Genomic DNA, 26,153 nt, shown 5'->3' with positions numbered 1-26,153 from the left:
GTCACGGGGTCCGTCGCGGGGTCCACAGCGGCGCCGGACGGGGCTGCGTCCACAGGCGGGCCGTGCGGGGACACGGTGCCCCCGTGCGGCGGGCAGGGTCCGGGACGTGCTCCTCTCCCCCGCCCTCGCGGCACCGCCCTCGGCGGGTGCCCTCACCGGCGCGGCCCTCGCCCTGGCCCTCGGCAGCCTCGCCGGGGCGGCGTCCGCGCCCGTCGCACCGCGGCCCGCCGCGCAGACCACCGCGCAGACCACCGCGCAGCCGCCCGCGCCGGACGTGGCCGCGCCGGACGTGGCCGCGCCGAACGTGGCCGTGCCAGACATGCCCGCGCCGGACATGCCCGCGCCGGACGTGGCCGCGCCGGGAGCCGCGCCGCACGTGGCCGTGCGGGCAGGCCTTCCCGCGGCGGTGGCGGGCGCGGGGCACCGGTGGCCGCTCGCGCCGGCACCGAGGGTGCTGCGCGGCTTCGACGTGCTCGAGAGCCCCTACGCGCCCGGGCACCGCGGGGCCGACCTCGGGGCTGCGGCGGGTGCGCCGGTGCTCGCCTCCGCCGGGGGGACCGTCACCTTCGCCGGGCCGGTGGCGGGGCGGGGCGTCGTGGTGGTCGCCCACGCCGACGGCCTGCACACCACCTACGAGCCCCTCGAGCCGGCGGTGCGGGCCGGCGCGGCGGTGGGCCCGGGACAGCCGCTGGGCGCCCTCGCGCGGGACGGGCGGCACTGCGCGCCGGTGTCCTGCCTGCACTGGGGCGCCCGTCGCGGCGCGGGCTACGTCGACCCGCTGTCGCTGCTCACCGCGGCCGCACCCCCGGTGCTGCTGCCCCTGGGCAGGCCGGCCTGAGCGGGGCCGGCCGACGCCGCCGGGACGTCCTCAGCTCGCGTCGCTGAGCTTGCCGCGCAGCTGGATCACGGCCTTGGTGTGCATCTGGCAGATCCGGGACTCCGTGACCCCGAGCACCCGGCCGATCTCGGCCAGGGTCAGGCCCTCGTAGTAGTAGAGGGTGACGACGATCTTCTCCCGCTCGGGCAGCTGGTTGATCGCCCGGGACAGGATGAACTTCGTCTCCTCGGACTCGAACGCCGCGACGGGGTCCTCCGCCTTGGTGTCCTCCAGCGTGTCGACCAGGGAGAGCTTGTCGCCCTTCTCCCCCGAGACCGTCAGCAGTTCGTCGAGCGCCACCACGTTGACGTACGACACCTGGCTGAAGATCGCGTGCAGGTCACCCAGGGGGATGCCCAGGCGCTCGGCGACCTCGGTCTCGGTGGGGCTGCGGTGCAGCTCGCCCTCCAGCGCGGCGTAGGCGCGCTCGACCTCGCGGGCCTTGCTGCGCACCGAGCGCGGGATCCAGTCGATGGCCCGCAGCTCGTCGATGATGGCGCCGCGGATGCGTGAGATCGCGTACGTCTCGAACTTGATCGCGCGCTCGATGTCGAACTTCTCGATGGCGTCGATGAGCCCGAAGATGCCGTAGGAGACGAGGTCGGCCTGCTCGATGTTGGGCGGCAGGCCCACCCCGACGCGGCCGGCGACGTACTTCACCAGCGGCGAGTAGTGCAGGATCAGGCGCTCGCGCAGCGCCGGGTTCCCGCTGCTCTTGAACTCCTCCCACATGGCGCGGAGCGCCGCCTCGGCCTCCTCCTGCTCCGGGGTCGGGGCACCGCGCCCCGCCCGCGAGCCGAAGCGCGCGTTGGCCTTCGGCCGGCCCGCGGGCTCCACCTCGGCCGGCGCCTCGTGCACCACGTGCAGGTCCGCTCCCGCGGCCGCCGAAGCGGGCACGGCTTCCTGCGACCTGGCTGCTGCGTCCATCTCCCACCCCCGGCTCCGCTCAGGCCCGGGGGTGGGCCTGGCGGTACGAGCTCCGCAACCGCTCGACGGAGACATGCGTGTAGATCTGAGTCGTTGAAAGCGTAGCGTGACCGAGCAACTCCTGAACGCTACGAAGGTCGGCTCCTCCGTCGAGCATGTGCGTCGCCGCGCTGTGCCGGAGCCCGTGCGGCCCCGTGCCCGGCACCCCCTCCAGGGACGCCAGCAGAGCCGCCAGCACCGCCCTGACCTGGCGTTGTCCCAGGCGGGAGCCCCGCCGGCCCAGGAACAGGGCCGATCCGGAGCCCTCGCGCGCCAGCGCCGGCCGCGCCCGGTCCAGGTGCGCGGACACCGCCCGGGCCGCCGGCAGCCCGAACGGAACCACCCGTTCGCGTGCACCCTTGCCCAGCACCCGCAGGGTCCGGCGCTCCAGGTCCACGTCGTCGACGTCCGCACCGACGAGCTCCGAGACCCGGCACCCGGTCCCGTACAGCAGCTCCAGGACGGCCACGTCCTGCACGTGGACCGCGTCCCCGTCCGAGGCGCGGTCCGCGGCGGCGTCGAGCAGCGCGCGGACCTGCTCCGCCCGCAGCACGTGCGGCAGCTCACCCCGGCGCCGCGGCGCGCGCAGCCGCAGCGCCGGGTCGTCCGCCCGCAGCCCGGTGCGCCGCGCCCAGGCGCAGAACGTGCGGGCGGCCGCGGCGCGCCGCGCGAGGGTCGCGCGCGCCAGGCCGCGCCGGTCGCCCGCGGCCAGCCAGTTCCGCAGCACCGTCAGGTCGACCGACTCCAGCGCCCCGCGCACCCCGGCGCCGGGCTCGGTGCCGGGCTCGGCGCCGGGCTCGGCGCCGCAGGCGTGCCACAGGAGATCCTGCACGTCCCCGAGGTAGGCGCGCACCGTGTGCTCCGAGCGGCCGCGCTCGGAGCGCAGGTGCTCCGCGAAGGCGGCGAGGACGTCCCCGCCCGCGCCCACCCCGCCCGCGCCCACCCCGCCCGGCCCTCCGTCCCCGATGGAGCTCATGGCCGCACCGTAGGCGCCGCGGGGGACGACGGTGCGCCGCCACTCCCGCGCCCCACCTCGCGGCCACCTCCCGCGCCCCACCTCGCACGCCCCGGGTCCCGCCGCCCCGGGTCCCGCCGCCCCGCTACCCCGGGGCGGCGGCGCGCCAGCCGCCGTCCCCGCGCTCGGCGCGGCCGGCCAGGTGCAGCCGGCCCAGCGCCGCCTGCGCCGCCGCCACGTCCACACCCGCCGCACGGGCCACCGCCTCCGTGGCCAGCCACCCCCGCCGCGGCAGGACCTCCGCGACGCGGCGGTCGCCCGGAGGCAGCCCGTCCAGGGGGCGCACCGGCCCCGCCCGCTCCGGCAGGAGCTCCTGCCCGGCCGCCCCGAGCAGCTCCGCGGCCTCGGCGGCGTCGGTGACGCACACCGCACCGCGCTCCCGCAGCAGCCGGTGGCACCCCGCCGACGCCGGGGACGTCACCGGCCCGGGCACCGCACCCACCGGGCGGGACAGGCGCTCGGCGCGGTCCGCGGTCGCCAGCGCCCCGGAGCGCCAGGCCGCCTCGACGACCACGGTCCCGCAGGTGGCGGCGGCCAGGACCCGGTTGCGCTCCAGGAAGCGCCAGCGCGTCGGTGCGCTGCCCGGGGGCACCTCGCTCACGACCGCGCCGTGCCGGGCCAGCGCCCGCAGCAGCGCCGTGTTGCCCCGGGGGTACACCCGGTCCACCCCGCACGCCAGCACGGCCACGGCGGGGCCGTCCACGGCCAGCGCGGCACGGTGCGCGGCCGCGTCGATGCCGTAGGCGCCCCCGCTCCACACCGCCACGCCCCGCCCGGCCAGGCCGGCGGCCAGCTCGGCGGCCACGTGCTCGCCGTACCCGGTCGCGGCGCGGCTGCCCACCACGGCCGCCGAGCGCGCCGAGGTGAGGGCGAGCGGCCCGCGCACCCACAGGCACAGCGGCTGGGCCAGGACGCGCCCGTCCGGGCCGAGCGCGCGGTCCAGGTCCGCAAGACCTGCCGGCCACTCGGCGTCGCCGGGCACCAGCAGCCGCCCGCCGACGCCCTCCAGCACGGCGAGGTCCGCCGCCGGGTCCACGCCCTCCAGCCGCAGGCGCCAGCGCTGCGGCCCGGCTCCCGCGAGGACGGCCTCCAGGGCGGCCACCGCACCGCAGGAGGCGAGCAGCCCGGAGGCCTCCGCGTCGCCCGGCTCGGCCAGGCGGCTCCAGGCGGCCCGGGCGAGCCGCTCGTCCGCCAGCGCCGGGTGCAGCGCGGACGGGACGTCGGCCATGGGCCGCACCCCGCGCAGCCCGCGCACCGGCGGCACCCCCGCCCCGGGGGCGCGCTCGCGCGACCCGACCCCACCGGCGCCCGCCGCGTGCGCGCTCACGCCCCGCCCCCGTCCCGCAGCGCCAGCGCCCGGCCGACGTCGTCCCGGGTGGGCCCCTCGCGCCCGGCGAGGTCGGCTAGCGTCCACGCGACCCGCAGGACCCGGTCGTACCCGCGCACCGTGAGCGCGCCGCGGTCCAGCGCCCGGTCCAGGTCGGCGCTCACCGCACCCGGCAGGCGCAACCGCCCGCGCAGGTCCACCCCGCGCAGCTGACCGTTGACCGCGGCACCGGTGCCCGCCAGCCGCCCCGCCGCCGCGGCCCGGGCCGCCACGACCCGGCGCGCCACCACCGCGGTCGGCTCCACCGCCCCGGCGCCGCGGACCTCGGCGCGGGTGACGGGCCGCACCGCCACGCGCAGGTCGACGCGGTCCAGCAGCGGTCCGGAGAGCCGGGTGGCGTAGCGCCGCCGCGCGTCCGGTGTGCAGGTGCAGTCCAGGCCCTTGCCGGTGGCGCGCCCGCAGGGGCAGGGGTTGGCCGCCAGGACGAGCTGGAAGCGCGCCGGGAAGCGGGCGCTGCCGCGCGCGCGGTGCAGCACCAGCTCCCCGTGCTCCAGGGGCTGCCGCAGCGACTCCAGCACCCGGCGGTCGAACTCGGGCGCCTCGTCGAGGAAGAGGACCCCGTGGTGCGCGCGGGAGGCCGCCCCCGGCTGCGGCAGGCCGCTGCCGCCGCCCACGACCGCGGCGACCGTGGCGGTGTGGTGCGGGTCCTCGAAGGGGGGCCGGTGCAGGAGCGCACCGGCGGAGGGCAGGGTGCCGGCGACGGAGTGCACGGCGGTGACCTCCAGCGCCTCCTGCTCGCCGAGGTCGGGCAGCAGGCCGGGCAGCCGCGCGGCCAGCATCGTCTTGCCCACGCCGGGCGGTCCGCTCAGCAGGAGGTGGTGCCCGCCGGCGGCCGCGACCTCCAGCGCCAGGCGCGCCTCGGCCTGCCCGACGACGTCACCGAGGTCCGGCCCGGGGCCGGGCGGCGCGGGCGGTGACACCGCCGCGGGAGCGTCCTCGTCGTCCGGCGCGGGCACCGGCTCCCCGCGGTACTCCGCGATGAGGTCCACCAGCCGCCGCACGCCCAGCACCCGCACCCCCGGCACGAGGGCGGCCTCGTCGGCGTTGGCGCGGGGCACGACGACGCGCCCGAACCCGGCGCGGGCGGCGGCCAGCACGGCCGGCAGCACCCCCCGCACGGGACGCACCGTGCCGTCCAGCCCCAGCTCCCCCAGGTGCACCGCCTGCGCGGCGACGTCCCGCGGCACCGTCCCCGCCGCCGCGAGCACCGCCACGGCCACGGCCAGGTCGAAGCCGGAGCCCCGCTTGGGCAGCGTCGCCGGCGACAGGTTGACGGTGATGCGCCGCGGCGGCAGGGCGCAGCCGGAGTTCGCGGTCGCCGCGCGGACGCGGTCTCGGGCCTCCACGAGCGAGGCGTCGGGCAGGCCGACGAGCACGAACGCCGGCAGGCCCTGGGCGATGTCGGCCTCCACGCCGACGACGTGACCCTGCACCCCCACCAGGGCGACGGCAGGCACGGACGCGAGCGCCACGTCAGCCCACCGCCCGCAGGTGCTCCACGAGGGCCGGGCCGCGCCGGGGGCGCAGCACCGCGACGACGTCGAGGCGCACCTCGGGCGGGTGGACCCCGGCGGCGGCCATCCACGCGGCCGCCAGCCGCCGCAGCCGCGCCACCTTCGCGGGGGTGACCGCCTCCAGCGGGTGCCCGGCCGCGGTGGTGCGGCGCGTCTTCACCTCGCAGACGACCAGGCAGTCCCCGTCGCGGGCGACGACGTCCACCTCGCCCAGCTCGCACCGCCAGTTGCGGGCCAGCACCACCATCCCGGCCTGCTGCAGGTACCGGACGGCGACCCGCTCCCCGTACCCGCCGACGGCGTCCTCCGCGCGCACGCGCACCACCTCCGCGACGAGGGTGCGGTCGCGGCGGCGGGACGGGCGCGGGGTGCCGCCCGGCTGTGGAGGCGGGCGGGCGCGGGCGGGCTGTGGACCCGGTGCGGGACGCGGGCGCCGAGGGGGCCCGCGGGTCAGCGGGCGCGCGGTGGCGGCTCGGGCAGCTCGATGTCGCTCTTGGCCAGCTCCTCGACGTTGACGTCCTTGAACGTCACGACGCGCACGTTCTTCACGAAGCGGGCGGGGCGGTACACGTCCCACACCCAGGCGTCGGTCAGGCGCAGCTCGAAGTAGGTCTCCCCGTCGGCCGTGCGGACCTGCAGGTCCACCTGGTTGGCCAGGTAGAAACGCCGCTCCGTCTCCACGACGTACGCGAAGAGACCGACGACGTCGCGGTACTCGCGGTAGAGCTGCAGCTCCATCTCGGTCTCGTAGTTCTCGAGGTCCTCTGCGCTCACCGGGCCATCATGCCCGCCGCGGCCCCGCCCCGCGCAACGCCGTCCTCCGCGCCCAGCCCGCGGGGCAGCGGCAGGCGCCAGCTGCGCCGGTGCAGCTCGCACGGGCCGTGCTCGGCCAGGGCCCGCAGGTGGCCGGGCGCGCTGTAGCCCTTGTTCTCGTGCCAGCCGTAGCGGGGGTCCGCGAGGTGGTGCCCCGCCATGATCCGGTCGCGGGTGGTCTTGGCGAGGACGCTGGCGGCGGCGACGGCCGCGCAGGTCAGGTCCGCCTTGACGCGGGTGACGACGGGCGGCGTCGGCGCCGCGTCGGGCTCGTCCAGCAGGGACGCCTGCGCGCGGGCGGTGAGCCAGTCGTGGGAGCCGTCCAGGAGCACCACGGAGGGCTGCTGCCCGAGCCGGGCCAGGGCGCGGCACCCGGCCAGGCGCAGGGCGGCGGTGATGCCGAGGGCGTCGATCTCGGCGGCCTCGGCGTGCCCGACGGCCCACGCCGGGGCCCAGCGCCGCAGCCGGGGGGCGAGCTCCTCGCGGGCGGCGGGTGTCAGGAGCTTGGAGTCGCGCAGGCCGACGGGGGCGCTGCGGGTGCGGGCGTGCACGAGGACCACGCCCACGGTGACCGGCCCGGCGAGCGCCCCGCGCCCCACCTCGTCCACGCCCGCCACGAGCGGGTACCCCTCGCGCAGCAGCCGGCGCTCCTCGCGCAGGGTGGGCGCGCCGCGGCGGCCTGCGGTGCTCACCGGACGCCCTGGACCCCGCCGACGCCGGTGAAGGTCTCCTCCTGGCTGCCCAGCCAGGTCCAGCGGTCGAACGGCCAGATGATCGTGAACGCGCGGCCGGTGACGCGCTCCAGCGGGATCGTGCCCTGGCCGGGGAGGTCCTCGTGGAAGCGGGAGTCCTCGGACTGCTCGCGGTGGTCGCCCATGACCCACAGGCGCCCCGCCGGGACCCGCACGTCGAAGGTCTTGGTGCTCGGCTCGTTGCCGGGGTGCACGTAGGACTCCTCGACGGGCTCGCCGTTGACGGTGACCAGACCCCGGGCGTCGCAGCAGACCACGCGGTCCCCGGGCAGGCCGACGACCCGCTTGATGAGGTGGTCGTTGGAGTCCTCCGGCAGCAGGCCGACGAACGTCAGCAGGCGGGCCAGGGGCCCGCGGGTGCTGGGCGGGGCGGGGTCGAGCCAGCCGCCGGGGTCCTGGAAGACGACGACGTCCCCGCGGTGCAGCTCGAACGGTCCCGGCGTGAGCTTGCTGACGATGACGCGGTCGCCGATCAGGAGGGTGCGCTCCATCGACTGCGAGGGGATGAAGAAGGCCTGCAGCAGGAACGTCTTGACGACGAGGGAGACCACGAGCGCCACGACCACGACGAAGACCGTCTCGCGCACGGCGGCGAGGAAGCCGCCGGAGCGGGAGCGGGAGCGCTGCGGCTGCGGGCCGGCGTCCTCGGCGTCCTCACCGGTGCCCGCGCCCGCGCCCGCCCCGGGGGTGCCGGGGCCCTGCGGCGCGGGCACGTCGGGGCCGCTCCCGGCGTCGTAGGGGTGCTCGCGGCCGTCCTCGCCCCTCACCGGCCGGCCCCGCCCGCGACGGTGCGCAGGTCCGACGGCGGCCAGGTGACCACGCTCACGCGGCCCACGACGTCCCCCACGGCGACGGTGCCGCCGCCGGGCCGGCCGAGGTGGGCCCTGGAGTCGGCGGAGGCGGAGCGGTGGTCACCCATGAGCCACAGCCTGCCCTGCGGCACCTCCACGTCGAACGGCGACGCGCTGGGCGCCTCCCCCGGCGGCAGGTACGGCTCGTCGAGGGGCTGCCCGTCGACGGTGAGGCGCCCGGAGGCGTCGCAGCAGGCGACCCGCTCCCCCGGCAGGCCGACGACGCGCTTGACGTAGTCCACCTCCCCGGGGCGGAAGCCGAGCAGCGCCCCGCCCGCCGCGCCGAGCCGGGCCAGGCCCTCCGGCTCGCGCGGGGCGGGGGCGAAGGTGCCCGCGCCGTCGAAGACGACCACGTCGCCGCGGCGCACGTCCCCGCCCCGGGTGTCCAGGCGCGAGACGAGGACCCGCTCACCGGGGTTGAGGGTGGGTGCCATGGACCCGGAGGGGATGGAGAAGGCCTGGAAGGCGAGGGAGCGCACGAGCAGCGAGAGCACCAGACCCGCCCCGAGGACGCCCAGGAGCCGCCCGGCGCCGGAGAACCCGGCGGGCCGGCGGGCGGGCGTCGCGGCGGGCGCGGAACCGGTGGCGGTCGCGTCACCGGTGTCTGCTGCCGCTGGGGTCACGCCAACTCCCTGGTGCTCGGTGGGACGGCGCACTGGCACCGCGCGGATCGATCGTGCCCGGACGGGGCGCCGGGATGCCGACGGGCCGCAGCCCGCGCTCGCGCACGGTCTGCGGCCCGGCTCCCGGCGGTGCCGGGAGGGTTCAGCGGCCGGCCGTGACCGGGGTCCGCTTCTCCTTGATCTTGGCGGCCTTGCCGCGCAGGTCGCGCAGGTAGTAGAGCTTCGCCCGGCGGACGTCACCGCGGGTCACGACCTCGATCTTCTCGATGATCGGGGTGTGCACCGGGAAGGTGCGCTCCACGCCCACGCCGAAGCTGACCTTGCGGACGGTGAAGGTCTCGCGCGCGCCACCACCGGTGCGGCGGATGACGACGCCCTGGAAGACCTGCACGCGGGAGCGGTTGCCCTCGACGACCTTGACGTGCACCTTCAGGGTGTCGCCGGGGCGGAACTCCGGAACGTCGCTGCGCAGGCTCGCGGCCTCGATGCTGTCCAGGGTGTGCATGCTCGCTTCTTCCCCGCGGGCGCCACAGGTCCCCCGCGTGTCGTCTGGTCGCGTCTCGCTCCGGTGCAGCGCACACCCCCTGTGGCAGGGGCGCACCCCCGCGGGGCGGGGACCGGGTCGACGCGGTGTCTCGTGCGAACGGTCGGCGTTCGACGGATCAGTCTGCCACAGCGGGCGGCGCGGGCCGGAACCGTCCACCGCCGGGAACCCAGCCCTCCTCGGCCAGGACGCGCAGGTCGGCCGCGTCGCAGGAGGCGGGCTCCAGGGCGGCGACGATGTCGGGCCGGCGGCGCGCGGTGCGGCGCAGCGCCTCGTCCCGGCGCCAGCGCGCGACGAGGCCGTGGTGGCCGGAGCCGAGGACCTCCGGCACGTCGAGCCCGCGCCAGGTGGGCGGCTTGGTGTAGGCGGGGTGCTCCAGCAGGCCGCCGTGCTCGGCGGCGTGGCTCTCCTCCTGCACGCTCACCGCGTTGCCCACCACGCCGGGCAGCAGCCGGGCGACGGCCTCCACGACGACGAGCACGGCCACCTCCCCGCCGTTGAGGACGTAGTCGCCGAGGGAGACCTCCCGCACCCGCACCCGCTCGGCGTAGTGCTGCACGACGCGGGCGTCGATGCCCTCGTAGCGCCCGCACGCGAAGACCAGCCACGGCTCGGCGGCCAGCTCCGCGGCGGTGGACTGCCGGAACACCTCCCCGGCGGGGCTGGGCACGAGCAGCACGGGGCCCTGCCCGCCCGCGTCCGGCGGGGGGTCGCCGAGCACGGCGTCCAGCGCCTCGCCCCACGGCTCGGGGCGCATGAGCATGCCGGCGCCGCCACCGTAGGGGGTGTCGTCGACGGTGCGGTGCCGGTCGTGGGTGTGCTCGCGCAGGTCCCGCACCCGCAGGTCCAGCAGGCCCTGCCGCCGCGCCCGGCCGATCAGGGACAGCGACAGCGGCTGCAGGTACTCGGGGAAGATCGTGACGACGTCGACGCGCACGCCGCTCAGCCGTCCCCGCCGGCGCCGTCGTCGCCGCCCGTGCCGGGGAACAGCCCGCCCGGCGGGTCGAGGACGACGCGGCCGCCGGCGACGTCCACCTCGGGCACCAGGGCGCGCACGAACGGCACGAGCACGTCCTCGCCGCCGGCGGCCGGCCGCACGACGAGCAGGTCCTGGGCGGTACCGGTGAGCAGGTCGCGCACCGTGCCCAGCGGGGCGCCGGTGGTGTCGACGGCGGCGAGGCCGGTGAGCTGGTGCGGGTACCAGGCGTCCTCCTCCACCTCGTCGTCGACGTCGTCGGCGTCGACGAGGAGCAGCACGTCGCGCAGGCTCTCGGCCCCGGTGCGGTCGTGCCGCTCGGCGAAGCCCACGAGCAGGACGCCCTGGTGGTCGCGCACGGAGCGCACGACGAGGGGCCCGGCGGAGGCGGGGTCGGTGCGCAGGACGCTGCCGGGCGCCAGGCGGCGGGCCGGGTCGTCGGTGCGCAGCTCGACGGTGACCTCCCCGCGGATGCCGTGGGGACGGCCGATGCGGGCGACGACGTAGTCCACGGCTGCTCCTGCGCTTCGGGGGTCGGTGGGTGCGGCGGCGCGGTGCCCGCACGCGAACGCGCCAGGGCCCTGCCGTCGCCGGCGGGGTCCTGGCGCGTGGCCCGGGGGTCTTCCGGTCCGCTCAGCGGCGGCGGTCGACGTCCACGAGGTCGATCCGGACGGGCTGGCCACCGGCCAGCGCGGTGACGACGGTGCGCAGCGCCTTGGCCGTGCGGCCGGAGCGCCCGATGACCCGCCCGAGGTCCTCGGGGTTGACCCGGACCTCCAGCAGGGCACCGCGGCGCAACGCCTTGGACGTCACGCGGACGTCGTCGGGGTGCCCGACGATGCCCCGCACGAGGTGCTCGAGGGCGTCGGCGAGCACCGGCTCAGCTCTCGGCGGCGGGCGCGTCGGCCGCGGGCGCCTCGGCGGCGGGTGCCGGGGCGGCGGGCGCCTCGGCGGCCGGGGCCGCCGCGGCGGGCTTCGTGCGGGGCTGCGGCGCGCGGTAGGTGCCCTCGGCGCCCGGCAGGCCCTTGAACTTCTGCCACTCGCCGAGGACCTTGAGGACGGCCACGACCTGCTCGGTGGGCTGGGCGCCCACGCCGAGCCAGTACTGCACCCGCTCGGAGTCGACCTCCATGAGGGAGGGCTCGGTCGTGGGGTGGTACTTGCCGATCTCCTCGATGGCGCGGCCGTCGCGCTTGGTGCGGGAGTCGGCGACGACGATGCGGTAGTACGGCGCGCGGATCTTGCCCATGCGCTTGAGGCGGATCTTGACAGCCACGGTGGGTGAACACTCCGGTTCTGGTCTGGTGTGAGCGTCACCGCCCGGGGTGGGGACTCCGGGCGGGTGGCTCTCGGACACGACCGCAGGGGTGAGAGGGTCCCCGGCGCTCGAGTGCTCCAGCATTGTGCCAGACCCGGCGAACCCGCCGCCCCGCGGAGCGCACGGGGCGTGACGGGCGGGCGCTACGCGGCGCGGCCGGCGCGCACGACGCCGCGCAGCACGACCGCCTCGGGGGCGCGCAGGGCCGTCACGTCGGCGCGGGGGTCGGCGGCGCACACGACGAGGTCGGCGGCGGCGCCCTCCTCCAGCCCGGCGGCGCCCAGCCACCGCCGCGCCGACCAGGTGGCGGCGTCCAGGGCGGCCACCGGCGGCAGTCCGGCGGCCACCAGCTCGGCGACCTCCCGCGTGATGAGGCCGTGCGGCAGGACGCTGCCGGCGTCGGTGCCCGCCCGGACCGGGACCCCCGCCTCCCACGCCGCGCGCACCGTCTCGTACCGGCGGGCGTGCAGCGCCCTCATGTGCGCGGCGTAGCGGGGGAACTTCACCTCCCCGCGCTCGGCGATGCCGGGGAAGCCGGCGGTGTTCACCAGGGTCGGCACGACCGCCACGCCCTGCGCCGCCGCCCGCGCGATCGTGCCGGCGTCCAGGCCGGTGCCGTGCTCGATGCCGTCGAAACCGGCGTCGAGCAGCTCGGTGACGCCCTCCTCGCCGAACTGGTGGGCGGTGATGCGGGCGCCCTCGGCGTGCGCGGCCTCCGCCGCGGCCCGCAGCGTCCCCGCGGGCCAGCAGGGGGCGAGGTCGCCGGTGTCGCGGTCGATCCAGTCGCCGACGACCTTCACCCAGCCGTCGCCGAGGCGGGCCTGCTCGCGCACCGCGGCGGGCAGGTCCTCCGGCTCCAGCTCGTGGGCCAGGCCGCGCAGGTAGCGGCGGGTGCGGGCCAGGTGCCGCCCGGCGCGCACGATGCGCGGCAGGTCCTCGCGGGCGTCGATCCACCGGGTGTCGGCCGCGGAGCCGGCGTCGCGCAGCAGCAGCGCCCCGGCGTCGCGCTCGGTGCGGGCCTGCTCCTCGGTGCTCGCCTCGTCCACCGCGCCGCCGGGGCCGAGGCCGACGTGGCAGTGGGCGTCCACCAGGCCGGGCAGCACCCAGCCGCGGAGCTCGGTGACGTCCAGGCCGGGGGCGGTGGGCCGCTCGAACGTCAGCCGCCCGCCGAGGACCCACGCCTGCCCGCGCTCGCGGTCCGGCCCGGTGAGGACCGGGCCGCGCAGGTGCAGGACGTCCACGGCCGCCGGCTCAGCGGCCGCCGAGGAACTTGTCGAACCCGGGCGGCAGCTGCATGCCCGCCAGGTCGGGGGCCTGCTGGTCCTGCTCCCCGCCCTGGCCCTGCGGGAGGCCGAACGCGGAGGCCGCGGCGGCCTGCGTCGCGGCGGTGCGGGCAGCGTCGTCGCGGGCCAGCGCGGAACGCTGCTGCTCGGCGCGCTTGGCGGGGTTGCCGGACTTGCCCTTCTTCGCCTTGATCGCCGCGGCGCGGCCCTTCTGCTTCTTGCCCGCGCCGCCGGGCACGCCCGGCATGCCGGGGATGCCGGGCAGTCCCCCGCCGAGGCCCTTGCGCATCTGGCGCATCATCTTCTGCGCCTGCCCGAACCGCTCGAGCATGTCGTTGACGGCGGAGACGCTCTGGCCGCAGCCGGCGGCGATGCGCGCGCGGCGGGAGCCGTTGATGATGCGGGGCTGGCGGCGCTCCAGCGGCGTCATGGAGCGCACCATCGCCTCGATGCGGTCGAACTCCCGCTCGTCGAAGGCGTCGAGCTGCTCGCGGACCTGCTGCATCCCGGGCAGCATCCCGAGCATCTTCTTGATGGAGCCCATGTTCCGCACGGCGGCGAGCTGCTGCATGAAGTCGTCGAGGGTGAAGTCCTCGTCGTTGGCGAACTTCGCCGCCATCGCCTGCGCCTGGTCGGCGTCGAAGGCCCGCTCGGCCTGCTCGATGAGGGTGAGGATGTCGCCCATGTCGAGGATGCGGGAGGCCATCCGGTCGGGGTGGAACAGCTCGAAGTCGTCGAGCTTCTCCCCCGTGGAGGCGAACATCACGGGCTGGCCGGTGACCGAGCGCACCGACAGGGCGGCGCCGCCGCGGGCGTCGCCGTCGAGCTTGGTGAGCACCACGCCGGTGAAGCCCACGCCGTCGCGGAAGGCCTCCGCGGTCTGCACCGCGTCCTGGCCGATCATGGCGTCGAGGACGAAGAGGACCTCGTCGGGGTTCGTCGCGTCCCGAATGTCCGCGGCCTGCTGCATCATCTCGGCGTCCACGCCGAGGCGGCCGGCGGTGTCGACGACGACGACGTCGTAGGCGTGGGCGCGGGCGTGCTCCAGGCCGGCGCGGGCCACCGCCACGGGGTCGCCCACCCCGTTGCCCGGCTCGGGTGCGAAGACGTCGACCCCCGCGCGCTCACCGGTGATCTGGAGCTGGTTGACGGCGTTGGGGCGCTGCAGGTCGCACGCCACCAGCAGCGGCCGGTGGTTCAGGTTGCGCAGGTGCCGGCCGAGCTTGCCGGCGAGGGTCGTCTTCCCCGCGCCCTGCAGGCCGGCGAGCATCAGGACCGTGGGCGGGTTCTTCGCGAACCGCAGCCGCCGCGTCTCCCCGCCGAGGATCGCGACGAGCTCCTCGTTGACGATCTTGACGATCTGCTGGGCGGGGTTGAGGGCCTGCGACACCTCCGCGCCCAGCGCGCGCTCGCGCACGGCGGCGGTGAACTGCCGCACGACGGGCAGGGCCACGTCGGCCTCGAGCAGCGCGCGGCGGATCTCGCGGACGGTGGTGTCGACGTCCTCCTCGGAGAGCCGTCCCTTGCCGCGCAGGGAGCGGAACGTCGCGGTGAGGCGGTCGGAGAGGGAGGAGAACACGTCGGGAAGCCTAGCCGCCCCCCGCGCGCGGGCGCCGTCCCCTCAGCCGTGCGTGCTCTCCCCCGGCGACTCCGCCGCGTCGGACAGCGCGCCCACGACGCGGGCCACGCGCGGCGGGGACAGCCGGGAGCCGTCGGGCTCGGCGAGGTACAGCACGTCCACGGCCTGCGCGGCGTACGTCGCCACGTGCGCGGAGCGGATGTCGACGCCCTCCTCGGCCAGGGCGCGCCCGAGGGCGTGCAGCAGCCCGGGCCGGTCCGCGGCGCGCACCTCGATCACCGTGGCCCGCTCCGAGGCGCCCGGCAGGATCACCACCCGCGGGTGGGAGACCAGCGCGCGCACCCCGCCGCGCGGGGGCCTGCTCTGCGCGTCGCGGCGCACCAGCCGCTCCAGCAGGGCCACGTCCCCGGCGACGATGCGGTCCAGCGCCTGCCGCAGCGTCTCGCCCGAGGGCGGCTCCCCGGTCGGGGACTCCACCCACCAGGTGTCCACGGCCACGGCCCCCCCGCCCGGCGGGCGCACGGTCCGCACCAGCGCCGAGCGCACCAGCAGCCGGTGACCGGCCAGCAGCCCGGCGAGGTCCGCGAACAGCCCCGTGCGGTCGGCGGTGACGACGGTGACGACGGAGAAGCCGTCGACCTGCTGCACCCGCACCTCGGTGGGCGCGCCGGCCGCCACGCGCGCGGCGAGCGCCTCCTCCTCCGGCGAGGACGGCGCGGGCGGGGGCGCGGGCCGCCCCCCGAGCCGGGCGCGGGCGCGGGCGACGAGGTCGTCCACCAGGCGCGCCCGCCACGGCGACCAGGCCGCCGGACCGGCCGCCAGCGCGTCGGCCTCGGTGAGCGCGCGCAGCATCGCCAGGACGTCGGCGCGCCCGCCGACGGCGGCGACGAGCTCCTCCACGGTGCGCGGGTCGTCGGGGTCGCGGCGGGTGGACAGCTCGATGAGGGTGAGGTGCTCGCGCACGAGCCGCTCCACGACGGCCACGTCCGCCTCGGGGAACCCGGCGCGCTCGCAGATGCGGCGGGCCAGCGGCGCCCCCTCGCGGGAGTGGTCGTGCGCCCCGGGGCGCTTGCCGATGTCGTGCAGCAGCGCCGCCATGAGCAGCAGGTCCGGGCGCTCCACGTCGCGCAGGAAGGGCTGGGCGCGCACCGCGGTCTCCACCAGGTGCCGGTCCACGGTGAAGCGGTGCACCGCGTTGCGCTGCGGGCGGTTGCGCACCGCCGCCCACTCCGGGACCCACCGGGCGACGAGGCCGACGAGGTCCAGGGCCTCCCAGACGGGCACCTGCGCCTGCCCGGCGGCCAGCAGCTCCAGCAGCGACTCCCGGGCGGCCGCGGGCCACGGCTCGGGCAGGGCGGGGGCGGCGTCGACGAGGTGCTGCAGCGTCACCGGGGACAGCGGCAGCCCGGCCCGCACGGCGACCGCCGCGGCGCGCAGGGGCAGCACCGGGTCCTCCGCCGGGGAGACGCGCCCGCCGAGGACGACCTCCCCGTCGTGCTCGACGAGGCCGTGCTCCAGGGAGCGCAGCCGGGGCCGGCGCGGGCCGGGGCGGAAGCGGCGCGGGGGCAGCGCCTGGCGGGCGCGGCGGGTGGTGGTGGTCAGCGCCTGGGTGAGGACCCGCGCGGACTGCGCCACGGCGGCCAGCAGCGCGTCGGCGTCGGGGTAGCCGCACACGACGGCGGTGGCGTCCTGCTCGGCGAGGACGAGGCGGTCGGTGGGCCGCCCGGAGGTGGCCTGCAGGCCGTCGCGCACGTCGAGGAGCAGCTCGTGCGCGGCGTCGACGTCGCCGTGGGGGCGGTCGGTGAGCCAGCTGGCGACGAGGGCGCGCAGCGCGACGGCGTCGCGCAGTCCGCCGCGGGCCTCCTTCAGGTCCGGCTCCAGCAGGTACGCCAGCTCCCCGTGGCGGGCGGCGCGCTCGGCGAGGGAGTCCAGCAGGACGGGCAGGCGGCGGCGGATCCCGGTGCGCCAGTCGTCCAGCAGCGCCGCGCGGGTGCGCGCCACGAGGGCCCCGTCGCCGGCGACGACGCGCAGGTCGAGCAGGCCGACGGCGGCGGCGAGGTCCTCGCGGGCCACCTCCCGGCACCCGGTGGAGGTGCGCACCGAGTGGTCCAGGCGCAGGCCGGAGTCCCACAGGGGGTACCAGAGGCTCTCGGCGAGGGCACCGACGTCGGCGTCGGACAGGGTGCGCCCGTCGTGCAGCAGGACGAGGTCGACGTCGCTGGCGGGGCCGCTGTCCCGGCGGGCCAGGGACCCGACGGCGGCCAGGGCCACGCCGCTGGGGTCGCCGGCCAGGGCGGGCAGGGTGCCGGTGGCCTCGCCCCACACCTCGGTGAGCCGGCGCTCGACCAGGGCGACGATCTCGGCGCGCCGCTGCGGGCCCGGCCGCCCGGCGCGCACCGCCAGGCTCAGGCGCTCGGTGCGCAGGTCGGTGGTCACGGCCGTCCCCTTCCGCTCGTCGGGTCGCCGCCNCCCCCCCCCGGGGGGGGGCGCCGGGGGGGGCGGCGGGGTGTGCCTCGCTCGTGTGCCTGGCCCGCGCTCCTCCTCAGAGGGCGTCGGGCCCGTGCTCGCCGGTGCGCACCCGCACGACGTCCTCCACGGGCACGGTCCACACCTTCCCGTCGCCGATGCGCCCCGTCTGGGCGCTCTTGACGACGACCTCCACCACGTCCGGGGCGTCGACGTCGTCGACGAGGACCTCCACGCGGACCTTGGGGACCATGTCGACGACGTACTCGGCCCCGCGGTAGACCTCGGTGTGCCCGCGCTGGCGGCCGTAACCGCTGGCCTCCGAGACGGTGAGGCCCTGGACGCCGAACGCCTCCAGCGCGTTCTTCACGTCGTCGAGCTTGTGCGGCTTGATGATGGCGGTGACGAGCCTCATGGGGTGGCCTCCGTGCCGGTCAGGGGGTGGGCTGTGGTGGGGCGGGCGCCGGGGATGCGGCCGCCGGCGCCGAGGGTGGCGAGGTCGTAGGCGCTCTCGGCGTGCTCGACCTGGTCGATGCCGGAGAACTCGTGGTCGGCGTGGACGCGGAAGCCGAGGGTGCGCTGCAGGAGCGTGGCGATGAGGTACGTGACCGTGAAGGAGTAGACCAGCACGACGCCCGCGGCGAGGAGCTGCCTGCCGAGCTGGTCCACGCCGCCGCCGTGGAGCAGCCCGTCGACGCCGGCCGGGGCCTCGGCCGTGGCGAGCAGGCCGATCGCGATGGTCCCCCACAGCCCCCCGACGAGGTGGACGCCGACGACGTCGAGGGAGTCGTCGTAGCCGAGGCGGTACTTCAGCCCGACGGCCAGCGCGCACAGCACGCCGGCGACGGCGCCGAGGACGATCGCGCCGACCGGGCCGACCGCGGTGCAGGAGGGGGTGATGGCCACCAGGCCGGCGACGGCACCGGAGGCCGCGCCCAGGGACGTGGCGTGCCCGTCGCGGACGCGCTCGACGGCCAGCCACCCGAAGACCGCCGCGCTGCCCGCGACGAGGGTGTTGACCCAGGCCACCGCGGCGGTGCCGTTCGCGCCGAGCGCGGAGCCGGCGTTGAAGCCGAACCAGCCGAACCACAGCAGGCCCGCGCCCAGCATCACCAGCGGCAGGTTGTGCGGGCGCATCGGGTCCCGGCCGAAGCCGAGGCGCCTGCCCAGCACGAGCGCGACGGCCAGGCCCGCCGCACCGGAGTTGATCTCCACGACGGTGCCGCCGGCGAAGTCCACGACACCCAGGCCGGCCAGCCAGCCGCCCTCCTCGGACACCAGCCCGTCCAGGGCGAACACCCAGTGCGCCACCGGGGCGTACACCAGGGTCATCCAGGCGGCGGCGAACACCAGCCAGGTGACGAACCTCGCCCGGTCGGCGATCGCCCCGGAGATGAGCGCGACGGTCACGATGGCGAAGGTGCCCTGGAAGGCGGCGAAGACCGGCGCGGGCACGGTGCCGACGAGCTGCGCGGCCTCCCCCGTGCCGTCGGTGCCGATGAGGCCCCGCAGCCCGGCGAACTGCAGGGGATCGCCCACCAGGCCGCCGCCGAGGTCGTCGCCGAAGGCGATCGAGTAGCCGTAGAGCACCCACAGGATGCTCACCAGGGCCATCGCCCCGAAGCTCATCATCATCATGTTCAGGACGCTCTTGGCGCGCACCATGCCGCCGTAGAAGAGCGCGAGGCCGGGCGTCATGAGCAGCACCAGGGCGGCGCTGGCGAGCACCCAGGCGGTGTCACCGGTGTCCATGGGCGGAGGACCTGACCTTCCACGAGGCCGGCGCGGCCGGCGGGGTGAGGGGTCCTCACCGTGGCGGGGACGTGTTACACCCGTCCTGCCCGGGTGTTTCGCGGTGGTGACGTGGCCCGCACCCGTGTGAACGGCGTGTTACGGCCGGCGGGTCCGGGGGTGCGGGCGCCTCTCGCGCCCCGCACCCCCGCACCCGGTCGCGGGCCTGCTCAGAGGGCGTCGGGCCCGTGCTCGCCGGTGCGCACCCGCACCACGTCCTCCACGGGCACGGTCCACACCTTCCCGTCGCCGATGCGCCCCGTCTGGGCGCTCTTGACCACGACCTCCACCACGTCCGGGGCGTCCAGGTCGTCCACGAGGACCTCCACCCGCACCTTGGGGACCATGTCCACGGTGTACTCCGCGCCGCGGTAGACCTCGGTGTGGCCCCGCTGGCGGCCGTAACCGCTGGCCTCCGAGACGGTCAGGCCCTGCACGCCGTACGCCTCCAGGGCGTTCCTCACGTCGTCGAGCTTGTGCGGCTTGACGATGGCGGTGACGAGCCTCATGCCGACACCTCCGTCCCGGTCGCCGCGGCGGGGGCCGCGGAGGCGTGCCGGGCCGCGCCGGCGCCGCGCCCGCCGCCGAGCGGGACGAGGTCGTAGCCGGTCTCGGCGTGCTCGGTCTGGTCGATGCCGGCGACCTCGTCGTCGGCGTCGATGCGGAAGCCGATCGTCTTCTGCAGGGCCAGGCCGATCAGGTAGCTGATCACGAAGGAGTAGGCCAGGACGGCCACGGCGCCGATGAACTGCTTCCAGAGCTGCCCGGCACCGCCGCCGTAGAAGAGGCCGTCGATGCCCGCGGTGGCGGAGGACGTCGCGAACAACCCGACGGCCAGGGTGCCCCAGAGGCCACCGACGAGGTGGACGCCGACGACGTCGAGGGAGTCGTCCACGCCCAGCTTGTGCTTGAGGCTGACCGCGAGGGCGCACAGGGCGCCGGCGACGACGCCGATGAGGAGGGCGCCGACCGGGCTGACCGAGGCGCACGCCGGGGTGATGGCCACGAGGCCGGCGACGGCACCGGAGGCCGCGCCCAGGGAGGTCGCGTGCCCGTCGCGGATGCGCTCGGTGAGCAGCCAGCCGAGGATCGCGGCGGCGGTGGCGGCGAGGGTGTTCACGGCGGCCTCGGCGGCCTGACCGTTGGCGCCGAGCGCGGAGCCGGCGTTGAAGCCGAACCAGCCGAACCACAGCAGCCCCGCGCCCAGCATCACCAGCGGCAGGTTGTGCGGGCGCATCGGCTCGCGGCCGAAGCCGCGGCGGCGGCCGAGGACGAGCGCCAGGGCCAGGCCGGCGGCGCCGGCGTTGATGTGGACCGCGGTGCCGCCGGCGAAGTCCAGCGCGGCGACCTGCATGGCGATCCAGCCGCCGGTCTCGGACTCGGCGCCGTCGAAGGCGAAGACCCAGTGCGCGACGGGGAAGTACACGAGGGTGGCGAAGATGCCGACGAAGACCATCCACGAGCCGAACTTCGCCCGGTCGGCGATCGCGCCGGAGATGAGGGCGACGGTGATGATCGCGAAGGTGCCCTGGAAGAACACGAAGGCCATCGAGGGGATGGTGAAGACCAGCTGCTCGGCCTCGAAACCGCCGTCGACGCCGGTGGTGCCCATCAGGCCCTTGAGGCCGAGGAACTCCGTCGGGTTGCCCAGCAGGCCGCCGCCGACGTCGTTGCCGAAGGCGACCGAGTAGCCGTACAGGACCCACAGGACGCCGACGAGCGCCATGGCCCCGAAGCTCATCATCATCATGTTCAGGACGCTCTTGGCGCGCACCATGCCGCCGTAGAAGAGCGCGAGGCCGGGCGTCATCAGCAGCACCAGGGCGGCGCTGGCGAGCACCCAGGCGGTGTCACCGGTGTTCATGGGCGGGGACGACCTTCCACGAGGCCGGCTCGGCCGGCGGGGACGGGTCGCAGCGCTCGTGGTGAAGCGCGGCGGGAACGAGGAAAAGGTGACCGCCCGCTGTTACGCGCGCCCCCGCGCCCCGTTTCGCACCGGTGACGAACGGCGGGGCGGTGTGAATTCCCTGTTACGCCGCCGCCCGTCCCCGCAGCCCGCCGGCCCACCACCCGGGTCGGCCCACCACCCGGGTCAGCCCACCACCCGGGTCAGCCCACGATCGCGTCGACGAACGCCTCCACCTCGAACGGCGCCAGGTCGTCCACGCCCTCGCCGAGGCCGACGAGCTTCACCGGCACGCCGAGGGTGCGCTGCACGGCCACGACGATGCCGCCCTTGGCGGTGCCGTCCAGCTTCGTCAGCACGATGCCCGTGACGTCGACGACCTCCGAGAACACCCGCGCCTGCTGCATGCCGTTCTGCCCGGTCGTGGCGTCCAGGACGAGCAGCACCTCGTCGACGGGCCCGTGCTTCTCCACGACCCGCTTGACCTTGCCCAGCTCGTCCATGAGGCCGGCCTTGTTCTGCAGGCGCCCCGCGGTGTCGATCAGCACCACGTCCGCCTCCATCTCGACGCCCTGCTTCACGGCGTCGAACGCCACCGCGGCCGGGTCCGCCCCGTCCCGCTCCGAACGGACCGTGGGCACCCCCACGCGATCGCCCCAGGTGGCGAGCTGCTCCGCGGCCGCGGCGCGGAAGGTGTCCGCCGCACCGAGGACGACGTCCTTGTCCTGCGCCACCAGGACCCGCGCCAGCTTGCCGACCGTGGTGGTCTTGCCCGTGCCGTTGACGCCCACGACCAGCACCACGGCGGGCCGCTCGGCGTGCCGCTCGACCCGCAGGGAGCGGTCCATCGCCGGGTCCACCACGCGGATCAGCTCCTCGCGCAGCAGGGCGCGCAGGTGCTCGGGGTCGCGGGTGCCGAGGACCCGGACGCGGTCGCGCAGGGACTCCACGATCTCGGTGGCCGGGCCCACCCCGATGTCGGCGAGCAGGAGGGTGTCCTCGACCTCCTCCCAGGTGCCCTCGTCCAGGGTGTCGCGGCTCAGCAGCGCCAGCAGGCCCTTGCCGAGCGCGGAGTTGGACCGGGCCAGGCGCTCGCGCAGGCGGACCAGGCGGCCGGCGGCGGAGTCGGGCCTGTCCAGCGTGCGGGCGGGTTCCTCGACGAGCGCGGAGTCGTCGAGGAGGCTCTCGTCCAGGGTGTCGGGCAGCTCGACGACGTCGACGGTGCGGGTCGGGCTGTCCCGCGGCACCTCCGCGTCGTCGCCGACACCGGGCAGGTGCGCGCCGGCGGGCGGGGGCGGGGGCAGGGACCGGCTGCGCCCGCCCCGCACCAGAGCGGCGCCGATCCCCGCGGCCGCGACCGCGATCGCGACGACGAGGGTGATGATCAGCTCGAGGTTCTCCACGGCGCCGATCCTCGCAGACGGCCCGGCGGCCCCGGCCGCAACGGCGCGCGGCTCCCGGGGGGCCGGGGGTTCAGCTGTGCAGCTGGGCGGAGCGGGTCTCGGGCTCGGTGCCGCGGCGTGCGTGCAGCTGCCGCTGGGCGGCCTCGACGCCCCGGGCGGCGGCGCCCCGGGAGCGGGCGGCGCCGGAGCGCGCCAGGACGCCGAGGCGGTGCACCCGCGCGTCGACCCGTTCCGTGAGGCGGGTCGCGAACCGGCTGTCGCTCGCGCGCAGGTGCGGTGCGGCGACGACGTAGAGGACCGCCAGCGCGAGGCCGACGCAGAGCAGCAGCGACACGACGAGAGTCCCGATCAGCACGGTCCCACTCTGGTGCGGGCCGCAGGCGCAGGCCACCCGACGCGCGTGCCGTTGCCGCACCGTGACGAGGTCGTTGCACGAGCAGCACGACCGGCACGGCACGGGCACGCGAGGGGCACGGCGCAGGCACGGGAGCGGGGCGCGCGGGCCCGTCAGGCGGGGGTCGCCTCGCGGATCCGCTGGCTGACGACCGTCGTGACGCCGTCCCCGCGCATCGTCACCCCGTACAGGGCGTCCGCCACCTCCATCGTCCGCTTCTGGTGGGTGATGACGATGAGCTGGCTGGACTCGCGCAGCTCCTCGAACAGGGTGAGCAGCCGGCCGAGGTTGGTGTCGTCCAGCGCCGCCTCGACCTCGTCGAGGACGTAGAACGGGCTGGGGCGCGCGCGGAAGATGGACACCAGCACCGCCACCGCCGTCAGCGAGCGCTCCCCGCCGGAGAGCAGCGAGAGGCGCTTGACCTTCTTGCCCGCGGGCCGGGCCTCCACCTCGATACCGGTGGCGAGCATGTCGGAGGGGTCGGTCAGCACCAGCCGGCCCTCGCCCCCGGGGAACAGCCGCGAGAACACCTGCTCGAACTGCGCCGCGACGTCCGCGAACGCGGCGGAGAACACCTGCTCCACCCGCTCGTCGACCTCGCGGACGATGTCGAGGAGGTCCTTGCGGGACCGCTTGAGGTCCTCGACCTGGGTGACGAGGAAGGTGTGCCGCTCCTCCAGCGCCGCGTACTCCTCCAGCGCCAGCGGGTTCACCGTGCCCAGCTGGGCCAGCGCCCGCTCGGCGGCGCGGCGCCGCTTCTCCTGCTCGGCGCGCACGTACGGGCGGGGCAGCAGCCCGTCCTCCTCCTGCCCGGGCGGCGGCGGGACGGGCTGGTCGGGGCCGAACTCGGCGACGAGCGTGTCCGGGTCCACGCCGAGCTCCTCCAGCGCCCGGGTCTGCAGCTGCTCGATCCGCCAGCGCTGCTGGGCGCGGGCCACCTCGTCGCGGGTGCGGGAGTCCTCCAGCCGCTGGCGCTCCTCCTGCAGGGACCGCACGTGCTTGCGGGCGGTGCTCACGCCGGCCTCGAGCCCGGCGCGGGCCTGCTCGGCGGCGTCGCGCAGCCGGGCGGCCTCGGCCAGGGAGCCGGCCACGACGACCAGGGCCCGCTCGGCCCCGGCGCGGACCTCCTCGGCGACCTGCGCCTGCACGGCGCGCCGCTGCCGCCGCCGGGCCGCCTCCTCCCGCGCCCTCGTCTCCTCCGCCGCGGCCCGCTCCAGGCCGTCGGCGCGCCCGGACAGGGCCCGCACCCGCTCCTCGGCGGTGCGCAGCGCCAGGCGGGCCTCGGTCTCGGCGCGGCCGGCGGCGCGGGCGGCCTCGGCGAGGCGGTCCCGCTCGGCCGTGCTCACGTCGGCGGGCTCGGCCTCCCCGGCCTGCCGGGCGGCCTCCAGCCGGGCGCTCAGGTCGGCGAGGGCCGCGGTGTCGTCGGCGAGGCGCTCCTGCACGGAGGCCAGGGTGCGGCGGGAGCGCTCGGCCTCGGCCTCCGCGGAGCGCACCGCGGCGGAGAGCGTGCCGAGCTGCTCGGCGACGGCGGCCATCCGCGCGTCGGACTCGTGGAGCTGCTGCAGCGCGGCCTCGACCCGCCCGGTGGCCTCGGCGCGCTCCTGCTGCGCCTGCGCGACGGAGCGGCGGGCCGACCCCGCGCGGCGGGCGGCGGCGGCGAGGGCGTCGCTGGCCTCGTCGACGGCGGCCTGCACCTCCAGCAGGCTGGGCGCGGAGGACGAGCCGCCCTCGGCGCCGGCCGCGGAGAGCAGGTCCCCCTCGCGGGTGACGGCCACCAGGTCCGGGCGCGACCCGGCCACCTCGCGCGCCGCGTCCAGGTCCGCGACGACGACGACCCGGCCCAGCAGCTCGCCCAGGGCACCGGCGAGCCCGTCCGGGGCCTCCACCAGGTCCAGCGCCGCCAGCGCCCCGTCGGGCAGGCCGGTGGCCGCCGGCCCGGTGTCCGCACCGGCGACGAGCATCCGGGCGCGGCCGGAGTCCCCGGCCTTGAGGTGCCCGATGGCGGCGGCGGCGTCCGCGGGGGAGGCCACCGCGACGGCGTCGGCGGCGGTGCCCAGGGCGGCGGCGACGGCCTGCTCGTAGCCGGGCCGCACGCTCAGCAGGGCGGCGACGGACCCCAGGACCCCGGACAGCTCAGAGCCGGCGGCCAGCAGGGCGCCGGCGCCGTCCTTGCGGGTCAGGCCGATCTCCAGGGCCTCCTTGCGGGCGGTCCAGGTGGCGCGCTCCCGCTCGGCGGCGGCCTCCTCGGCGCGCGCGGCCTCCTCCGCCCGGGCGGCGGCCCGCAGCCGCTCCTCGGCGGCCTCGTGCTCGGCGTCGAGGCCCTCCTCGCCCTCCTCCACGCCCGCGACCTGCTCCTGCAGGGCCGCCAGCTCCGTCCCGGCCGCGGCGCGGCGCTGCTCGGCGCCCTCCACGGCGGCGCGCAGCCGCTCCGCCTCCGCCGCCCCGGCCTCCACGCGGCTGCGGCGCGCGGCGACCTGCCCGGCGAGCTTCGCGAGGCCCTCGCGGCGGTCGGCGGCGGCCCGCAGCGCGGCGGCGACCCGGCGGTCCTCCTCCACCGCGGCCCGGTCCGCCTCGGCGCGCGCGGCGAGGACCTCCTCCAGCGCCTCGCGCGCGGCCGCGGCCGCGGCGGCCAGCTCGGCCTCCTCGGCCCGCACCCGCTGCGCCTGCGCGAGCAGCTCCTGCGGGTCGCGGCGGGAGGCCGGCTCCTCCGCGGCCTGGGACAGCAGCCGCAGGCGCTCGGCGGCCAGGGCCCGCACCCCCTCCAGCCGCTCCGAGAGCCCCCCGAGGCGGTGGAAGGTGTCCACCGCGCGCGCCAGCTCCGGTGCGGCGGCGACCGCCTGCTCCTCCGCGGCGGCCAGGCGCAGCGCCGCCTCGGCGAGGTCGCGCTCCACGGCCTCGCGCCGGGTCAGGAGCGCCTGCTCGTCGGCCTCCTCCCGCTGCAGGCCCGAGACGGCCTGCGCGAGGTCGTCGGCGAGGAGGCGGGCGCGGGCGTCGCGCAGGTCCGCCTGCACCACCTGGGCGCGGCGGGCGGCCTCGGCCTGCCGGCCCAGCGGCTTCAGCTGGCGCCGGATCTCGCCGACGAGGTCGCCGACGCGCTGGAGGTTGGCCTCCATCGCGTCGAGCTTGCGCAGGGCCTTCTCCTTGCGGCGGCGGTGCTTCAGGACCCCCGCCGCCTCCTCGATGAACGCGCGGCGGTCCTCCGGCGAGGCGTGCAGCACCGCGTCGATCTGGCCCTGCCCCACGATGACGTGCATCTCCCGGCCGATCCCGGAGTCCGACAGCAGCTCCTGCACGTCGAGCAGCCGGCACGCCGAGCCGTTGAGGGCGTACTCGCTGCCGCCCGTGCGGAACATCGTCCGGGTGATCGTCACCTCGGAGTAGTCGATGGGCAGCCGGCCGTCGGTGTTGTCGATCGTGAGGCTGACCTCGGCCCGGCCCAGCGCGGAGCGCCCGCCCGGGCCGGTGGTGCCGGCGAAGATGACGTCCTCCATCTTCCCGCCGCGCAGGGACTTCGCGCTGTGCTCCCCCATCACCCACGTCAGGGCGTCCACCACGTTGGACTTCCCCGAGCCGTTGGGGCCGACCACGCAGGTGATGCCGGGCTCCAGCCGCAGCGTCGTGGCCGACGCGAACGACTTGAACCCCTTGAGGGTGAGGGTCTTCAGGTGCACGGGGATCGAGGGTAGTTCCCGCCC

At 77.2% G+C, this 26,153-nt stretch carries 25 protein-coding genes; 1 reads left to right on the top strand and 24 read right to left on the bottom strand.

Annotation, left to right across the window (positions count from 1 at the left end; genetic code table 11):
• Nucleotides 1-106 precede the first annotated feature (106 nt).
• The gene (locus tag ACYQBY_RS06505; RefSeq protein WP_459643004.1) at nt 107-838 is read left to right on the top strand and encodes a peptidoglycan DD-metalloendopeptidase family protein; all 732 of its coding nucleotides are present in this window, start codon (nt 107-109) and stop codon (nt 836-838) included.
• A gap of 30 nt (nt 839-868) precedes the next feature.
• Here ACYQBY_RS06505 and whiG read toward each other — a convergent pair whose 3' ends face one another.
• The 24 genes from whiG to smc form a co-directional block, all read right to left on the bottom strand.
• Nucleotides 869-1,804, bottom strand: a complete 936-nt coding sequence (whiG, locus tag ACYQBY_RS06500; protein WP_459643003.1) for an RNA polymerase sigma factor WhiG — start codon at nt 1,802-1,804, stop codon at nt 869-871.
• Between the two features lie 19 nt (nt 1,805-1,823).
• Nucleotides 1,824-2,819 carry a tyrosine-type recombinase/integrase gene (locus ACYQBY_RS06495; protein WP_459643002.1) on the bottom strand — a complete coding sequence of 332 codons (996 nt, stop codon included), beginning with the start codon at nt 2,817-2,819 and terminating at the stop codon, nt 1,824-1,826.
• 124 nt (nt 2,820-2,943) lie between these two features.
• Nucleotides 2,944-4,185, bottom strand: a complete 1,242-nt coding sequence (gene dprA, locus ACYQBY_RS06490; protein WP_459643001.1) for a DNA-processing protein DprA — start codon at nt 4,183-4,185, stop codon at nt 2,944-2,946.
• Nucleotides 4,182-5,717: a YifB family Mg chelatase-like AAA ATPase gene (locus tag ACYQBY_RS06485; RefSeq protein WP_459643000.1), complete on the bottom strand. Its 1,536-nt coding sequence runs from the start codon at nt 5,715-5,717 to the stop codon at nt 4,182-4,184. The genes dprA and ACYQBY_RS06485 overlap by 4 nt, the downstream gene beginning before the upstream one ends.
• Nucleotide 5,718: 1 nt before the next feature.
• Nucleotides 5,719-6,075, bottom strand: a complete 357-nt coding sequence (locus ACYQBY_RS06480; RefSeq protein WP_459642999.1) for a YraN family protein — start codon at nt 6,073-6,075, stop codon at nt 5,719-5,721.
• A 134-nt stretch (nt 6,076-6,209) separates the two neighbouring features.
• Complete coding sequence (locus ACYQBY_RS06475) at nt 6,210-6,533, bottom strand: DUF2469 domain-containing protein (RefSeq protein ID WP_459642998.1); 324 nt, start codon at nt 6,531-6,533, stop codon at nt 6,210-6,212.
• Entirely contained in the window at nt 6,530-7,264 is a 735-nt protein-coding gene (locus tag ACYQBY_RS06470) for a ribonuclease HII (RefSeq protein ID WP_459642997.1), read from the bottom strand. Before ACYQBY_RS06470 ends, ACYQBY_RS06475 begins: the two co-directional genes overlap by 4 nt.
• The gene (lepB, locus tag ACYQBY_RS06465; protein ID WP_459642996.1) at nt 7,261-8,091 is read right to left on the bottom strand and encodes a signal peptidase I; all 831 of its coding nucleotides are present in this window, start codon (nt 8,089-8,091) and stop codon (nt 7,261-7,263) included. The genes ACYQBY_RS06470 and lepB (ACYQBY_RS06465) overlap by 4 nt, the downstream gene beginning before the upstream one ends.
• Nucleotides 8,088-8,798 (bottom strand): signal peptidase I, encoded by a 711-nt coding sequence (lepB, locus tag ACYQBY_RS06460; protein ID WP_459642995.1) that lies wholly within the window; start codon nt 8,796-8,798, stop codon nt 8,088-8,090. Before lepB (ACYQBY_RS06460) ends, lepB (ACYQBY_RS06465) begins: the two co-directional genes overlap by 4 nt.
• A 142-nt stretch (nt 8,799-8,940) precedes the next feature.
• Nucleotides 8,941-9,303, bottom strand: a complete 363-nt coding sequence (gene rplS, locus ACYQBY_RS06455; protein WP_459642994.1) for a 50S ribosomal protein L19 — start codon at nt 9,301-9,303, stop codon at nt 8,941-8,943.
• Nucleotides 9,304-9,460: 157 nt separating this feature from the next.
• Nucleotides 9,461-10,279 carry a tRNA (guanosine(37)-N1)-methyltransferase TrmD gene (gene trmD, locus ACYQBY_RS06450; protein ID WP_459642993.1) on the bottom strand — a complete coding sequence of 273 codons (819 nt, stop codon included), beginning with the start codon at nt 10,277-10,279 and terminating at the stop codon, nt 9,461-9,463.
• A gap of 5 nt (nt 10,280-10,284) precedes the next feature.
• Nucleotides 10,285-10,830 carry a ribosome maturation factor RimM gene (gene rimM, locus ACYQBY_RS06445; RefSeq protein WP_459642992.1) on the bottom strand — a complete coding sequence of 182 codons (546 nt, stop codon included), beginning with the start codon at nt 10,828-10,830 and terminating at the stop codon, nt 10,285-10,287.
• Between the two features lie 121 nt (nt 10,831-10,951).
• Nucleotides 10,952-11,194 (bottom strand): RNA-binding protein, encoded by a 243-nt coding sequence (locus ACYQBY_RS06440; protein ID WP_459642991.1) that lies wholly within the window; start codon nt 11,192-11,194, stop codon nt 10,952-10,954.
• Nucleotides 11,195-11,198: 4 nt separating this feature from the next.
• Entirely contained in the window at nt 11,199-11,594 is a 396-nt protein-coding gene (gene rpsP, locus ACYQBY_RS06435; RefSeq protein ID WP_459642990.1) for a 30S ribosomal protein S16, read from the bottom strand.
• 185 nt (nt 11,595-11,779) lie between these two features.
• Nucleotides 11,780-12,877 (bottom strand): amidohydrolase family protein, encoded by a 1,098-nt coding sequence (locus tag ACYQBY_RS06430; RefSeq protein WP_459642989.1) that lies wholly within the window; start codon nt 12,875-12,877, stop codon nt 11,780-11,782.
• 10 nt (nt 12,878-12,887) lie between these two features.
• The gene (gene ffh / locus ACYQBY_RS06425; protein WP_459642988.1) at nt 12,888-14,498 is read right to left on the bottom strand and encodes a signal recognition particle protein; all 1,611 of its coding nucleotides are present in this window, start codon (nt 14,496-14,498) and stop codon (nt 12,888-12,890) included.
• Between the two features lie 42 nt (nt 14,499-14,540).
• Nucleotides 14,541-16,934 carry a [protein-PII] uridylyltransferase gene (locus ACYQBY_RS06420; RefSeq protein WP_459642987.1) on the bottom strand — a complete coding sequence of 798 codons (2,394 nt, stop codon included), beginning with the start codon at nt 16,932-16,934 and terminating at the stop codon, nt 14,541-14,543.
• A gap of 106 nt (nt 16,935-17,040) precedes the next feature.
• Complete coding sequence (locus ACYQBY_RS06415) at nt 17,041-17,379, bottom strand: P-II family nitrogen regulator (RefSeq protein WP_459642986.1); 339 nt, start codon at nt 17,377-17,379, stop codon at nt 17,041-17,043.
• A complete protein-coding gene (locus ACYQBY_RS06410; protein ID WP_459642985.1) occupies nt 17,376-18,716 on the bottom strand; it encodes an ammonium transporter in 1,341 nt (446 codons plus the stop codon). The genes ACYQBY_RS06415 and ACYQBY_RS06410 overlap by 4 nt, the downstream gene beginning before the upstream one ends.
• A gap of 209 nt (nt 18,717-18,925) precedes the next feature.
• Nucleotides 18,926-19,264, bottom strand: a complete 339-nt coding sequence (locus tag ACYQBY_RS06405) for a P-II family nitrogen regulator (RefSeq protein ID WP_459642984.1) — start codon at nt 19,262-19,264, stop codon at nt 18,926-18,928.
• Nucleotides 19,261-20,619 (bottom strand): ammonium transporter, encoded by a 1,359-nt coding sequence (locus ACYQBY_RS06400; RefSeq protein WP_459642983.1) that lies wholly within the window; start codon nt 20,617-20,619, stop codon nt 19,261-19,263. The genes ACYQBY_RS06405 and ACYQBY_RS06400 overlap by 4 nt, the downstream gene beginning before the upstream one ends.
• A gap of 245 nt (nt 20,620-20,864) precedes the next feature.
• Nucleotides 20,865-22,064, bottom strand: a complete 1,200-nt coding sequence (gene ftsY, locus ACYQBY_RS06395) for a signal recognition particle-docking protein FtsY (protein WP_459642982.1) — start codon at nt 22,062-22,064, stop codon at nt 20,865-20,867.
• A gap of 70 nt (nt 22,065-22,134) precedes the next feature.
• A complete protein-coding gene (locus tag ACYQBY_RS06390) occupies nt 22,135-22,419 on the bottom strand; it encodes a hypothetical protein (RefSeq protein ID WP_459642981.1) in 285 nt (94 codons plus the stop codon).
• 152 nt (nt 22,420-22,571) lie between these two features.
• Nucleotides 22,572-26,129, bottom strand: a complete 3,558-nt coding sequence (smc, locus tag ACYQBY_RS06385; RefSeq protein ID WP_459642980.1) for a chromosome segregation protein SMC — start codon at nt 26,127-26,129, stop codon at nt 22,572-22,574.
• Nucleotides 26,130-26,153 lie beyond the last annotated feature (24 nt).

The sequence above is a fragment of the Kineococcus anabasis genome (assembly GCF_054590795.1).
Note: the sequence above shows the minus strand (reverse complement) of the source record. Positions and strands in the feature narration are given on the sequence as shown.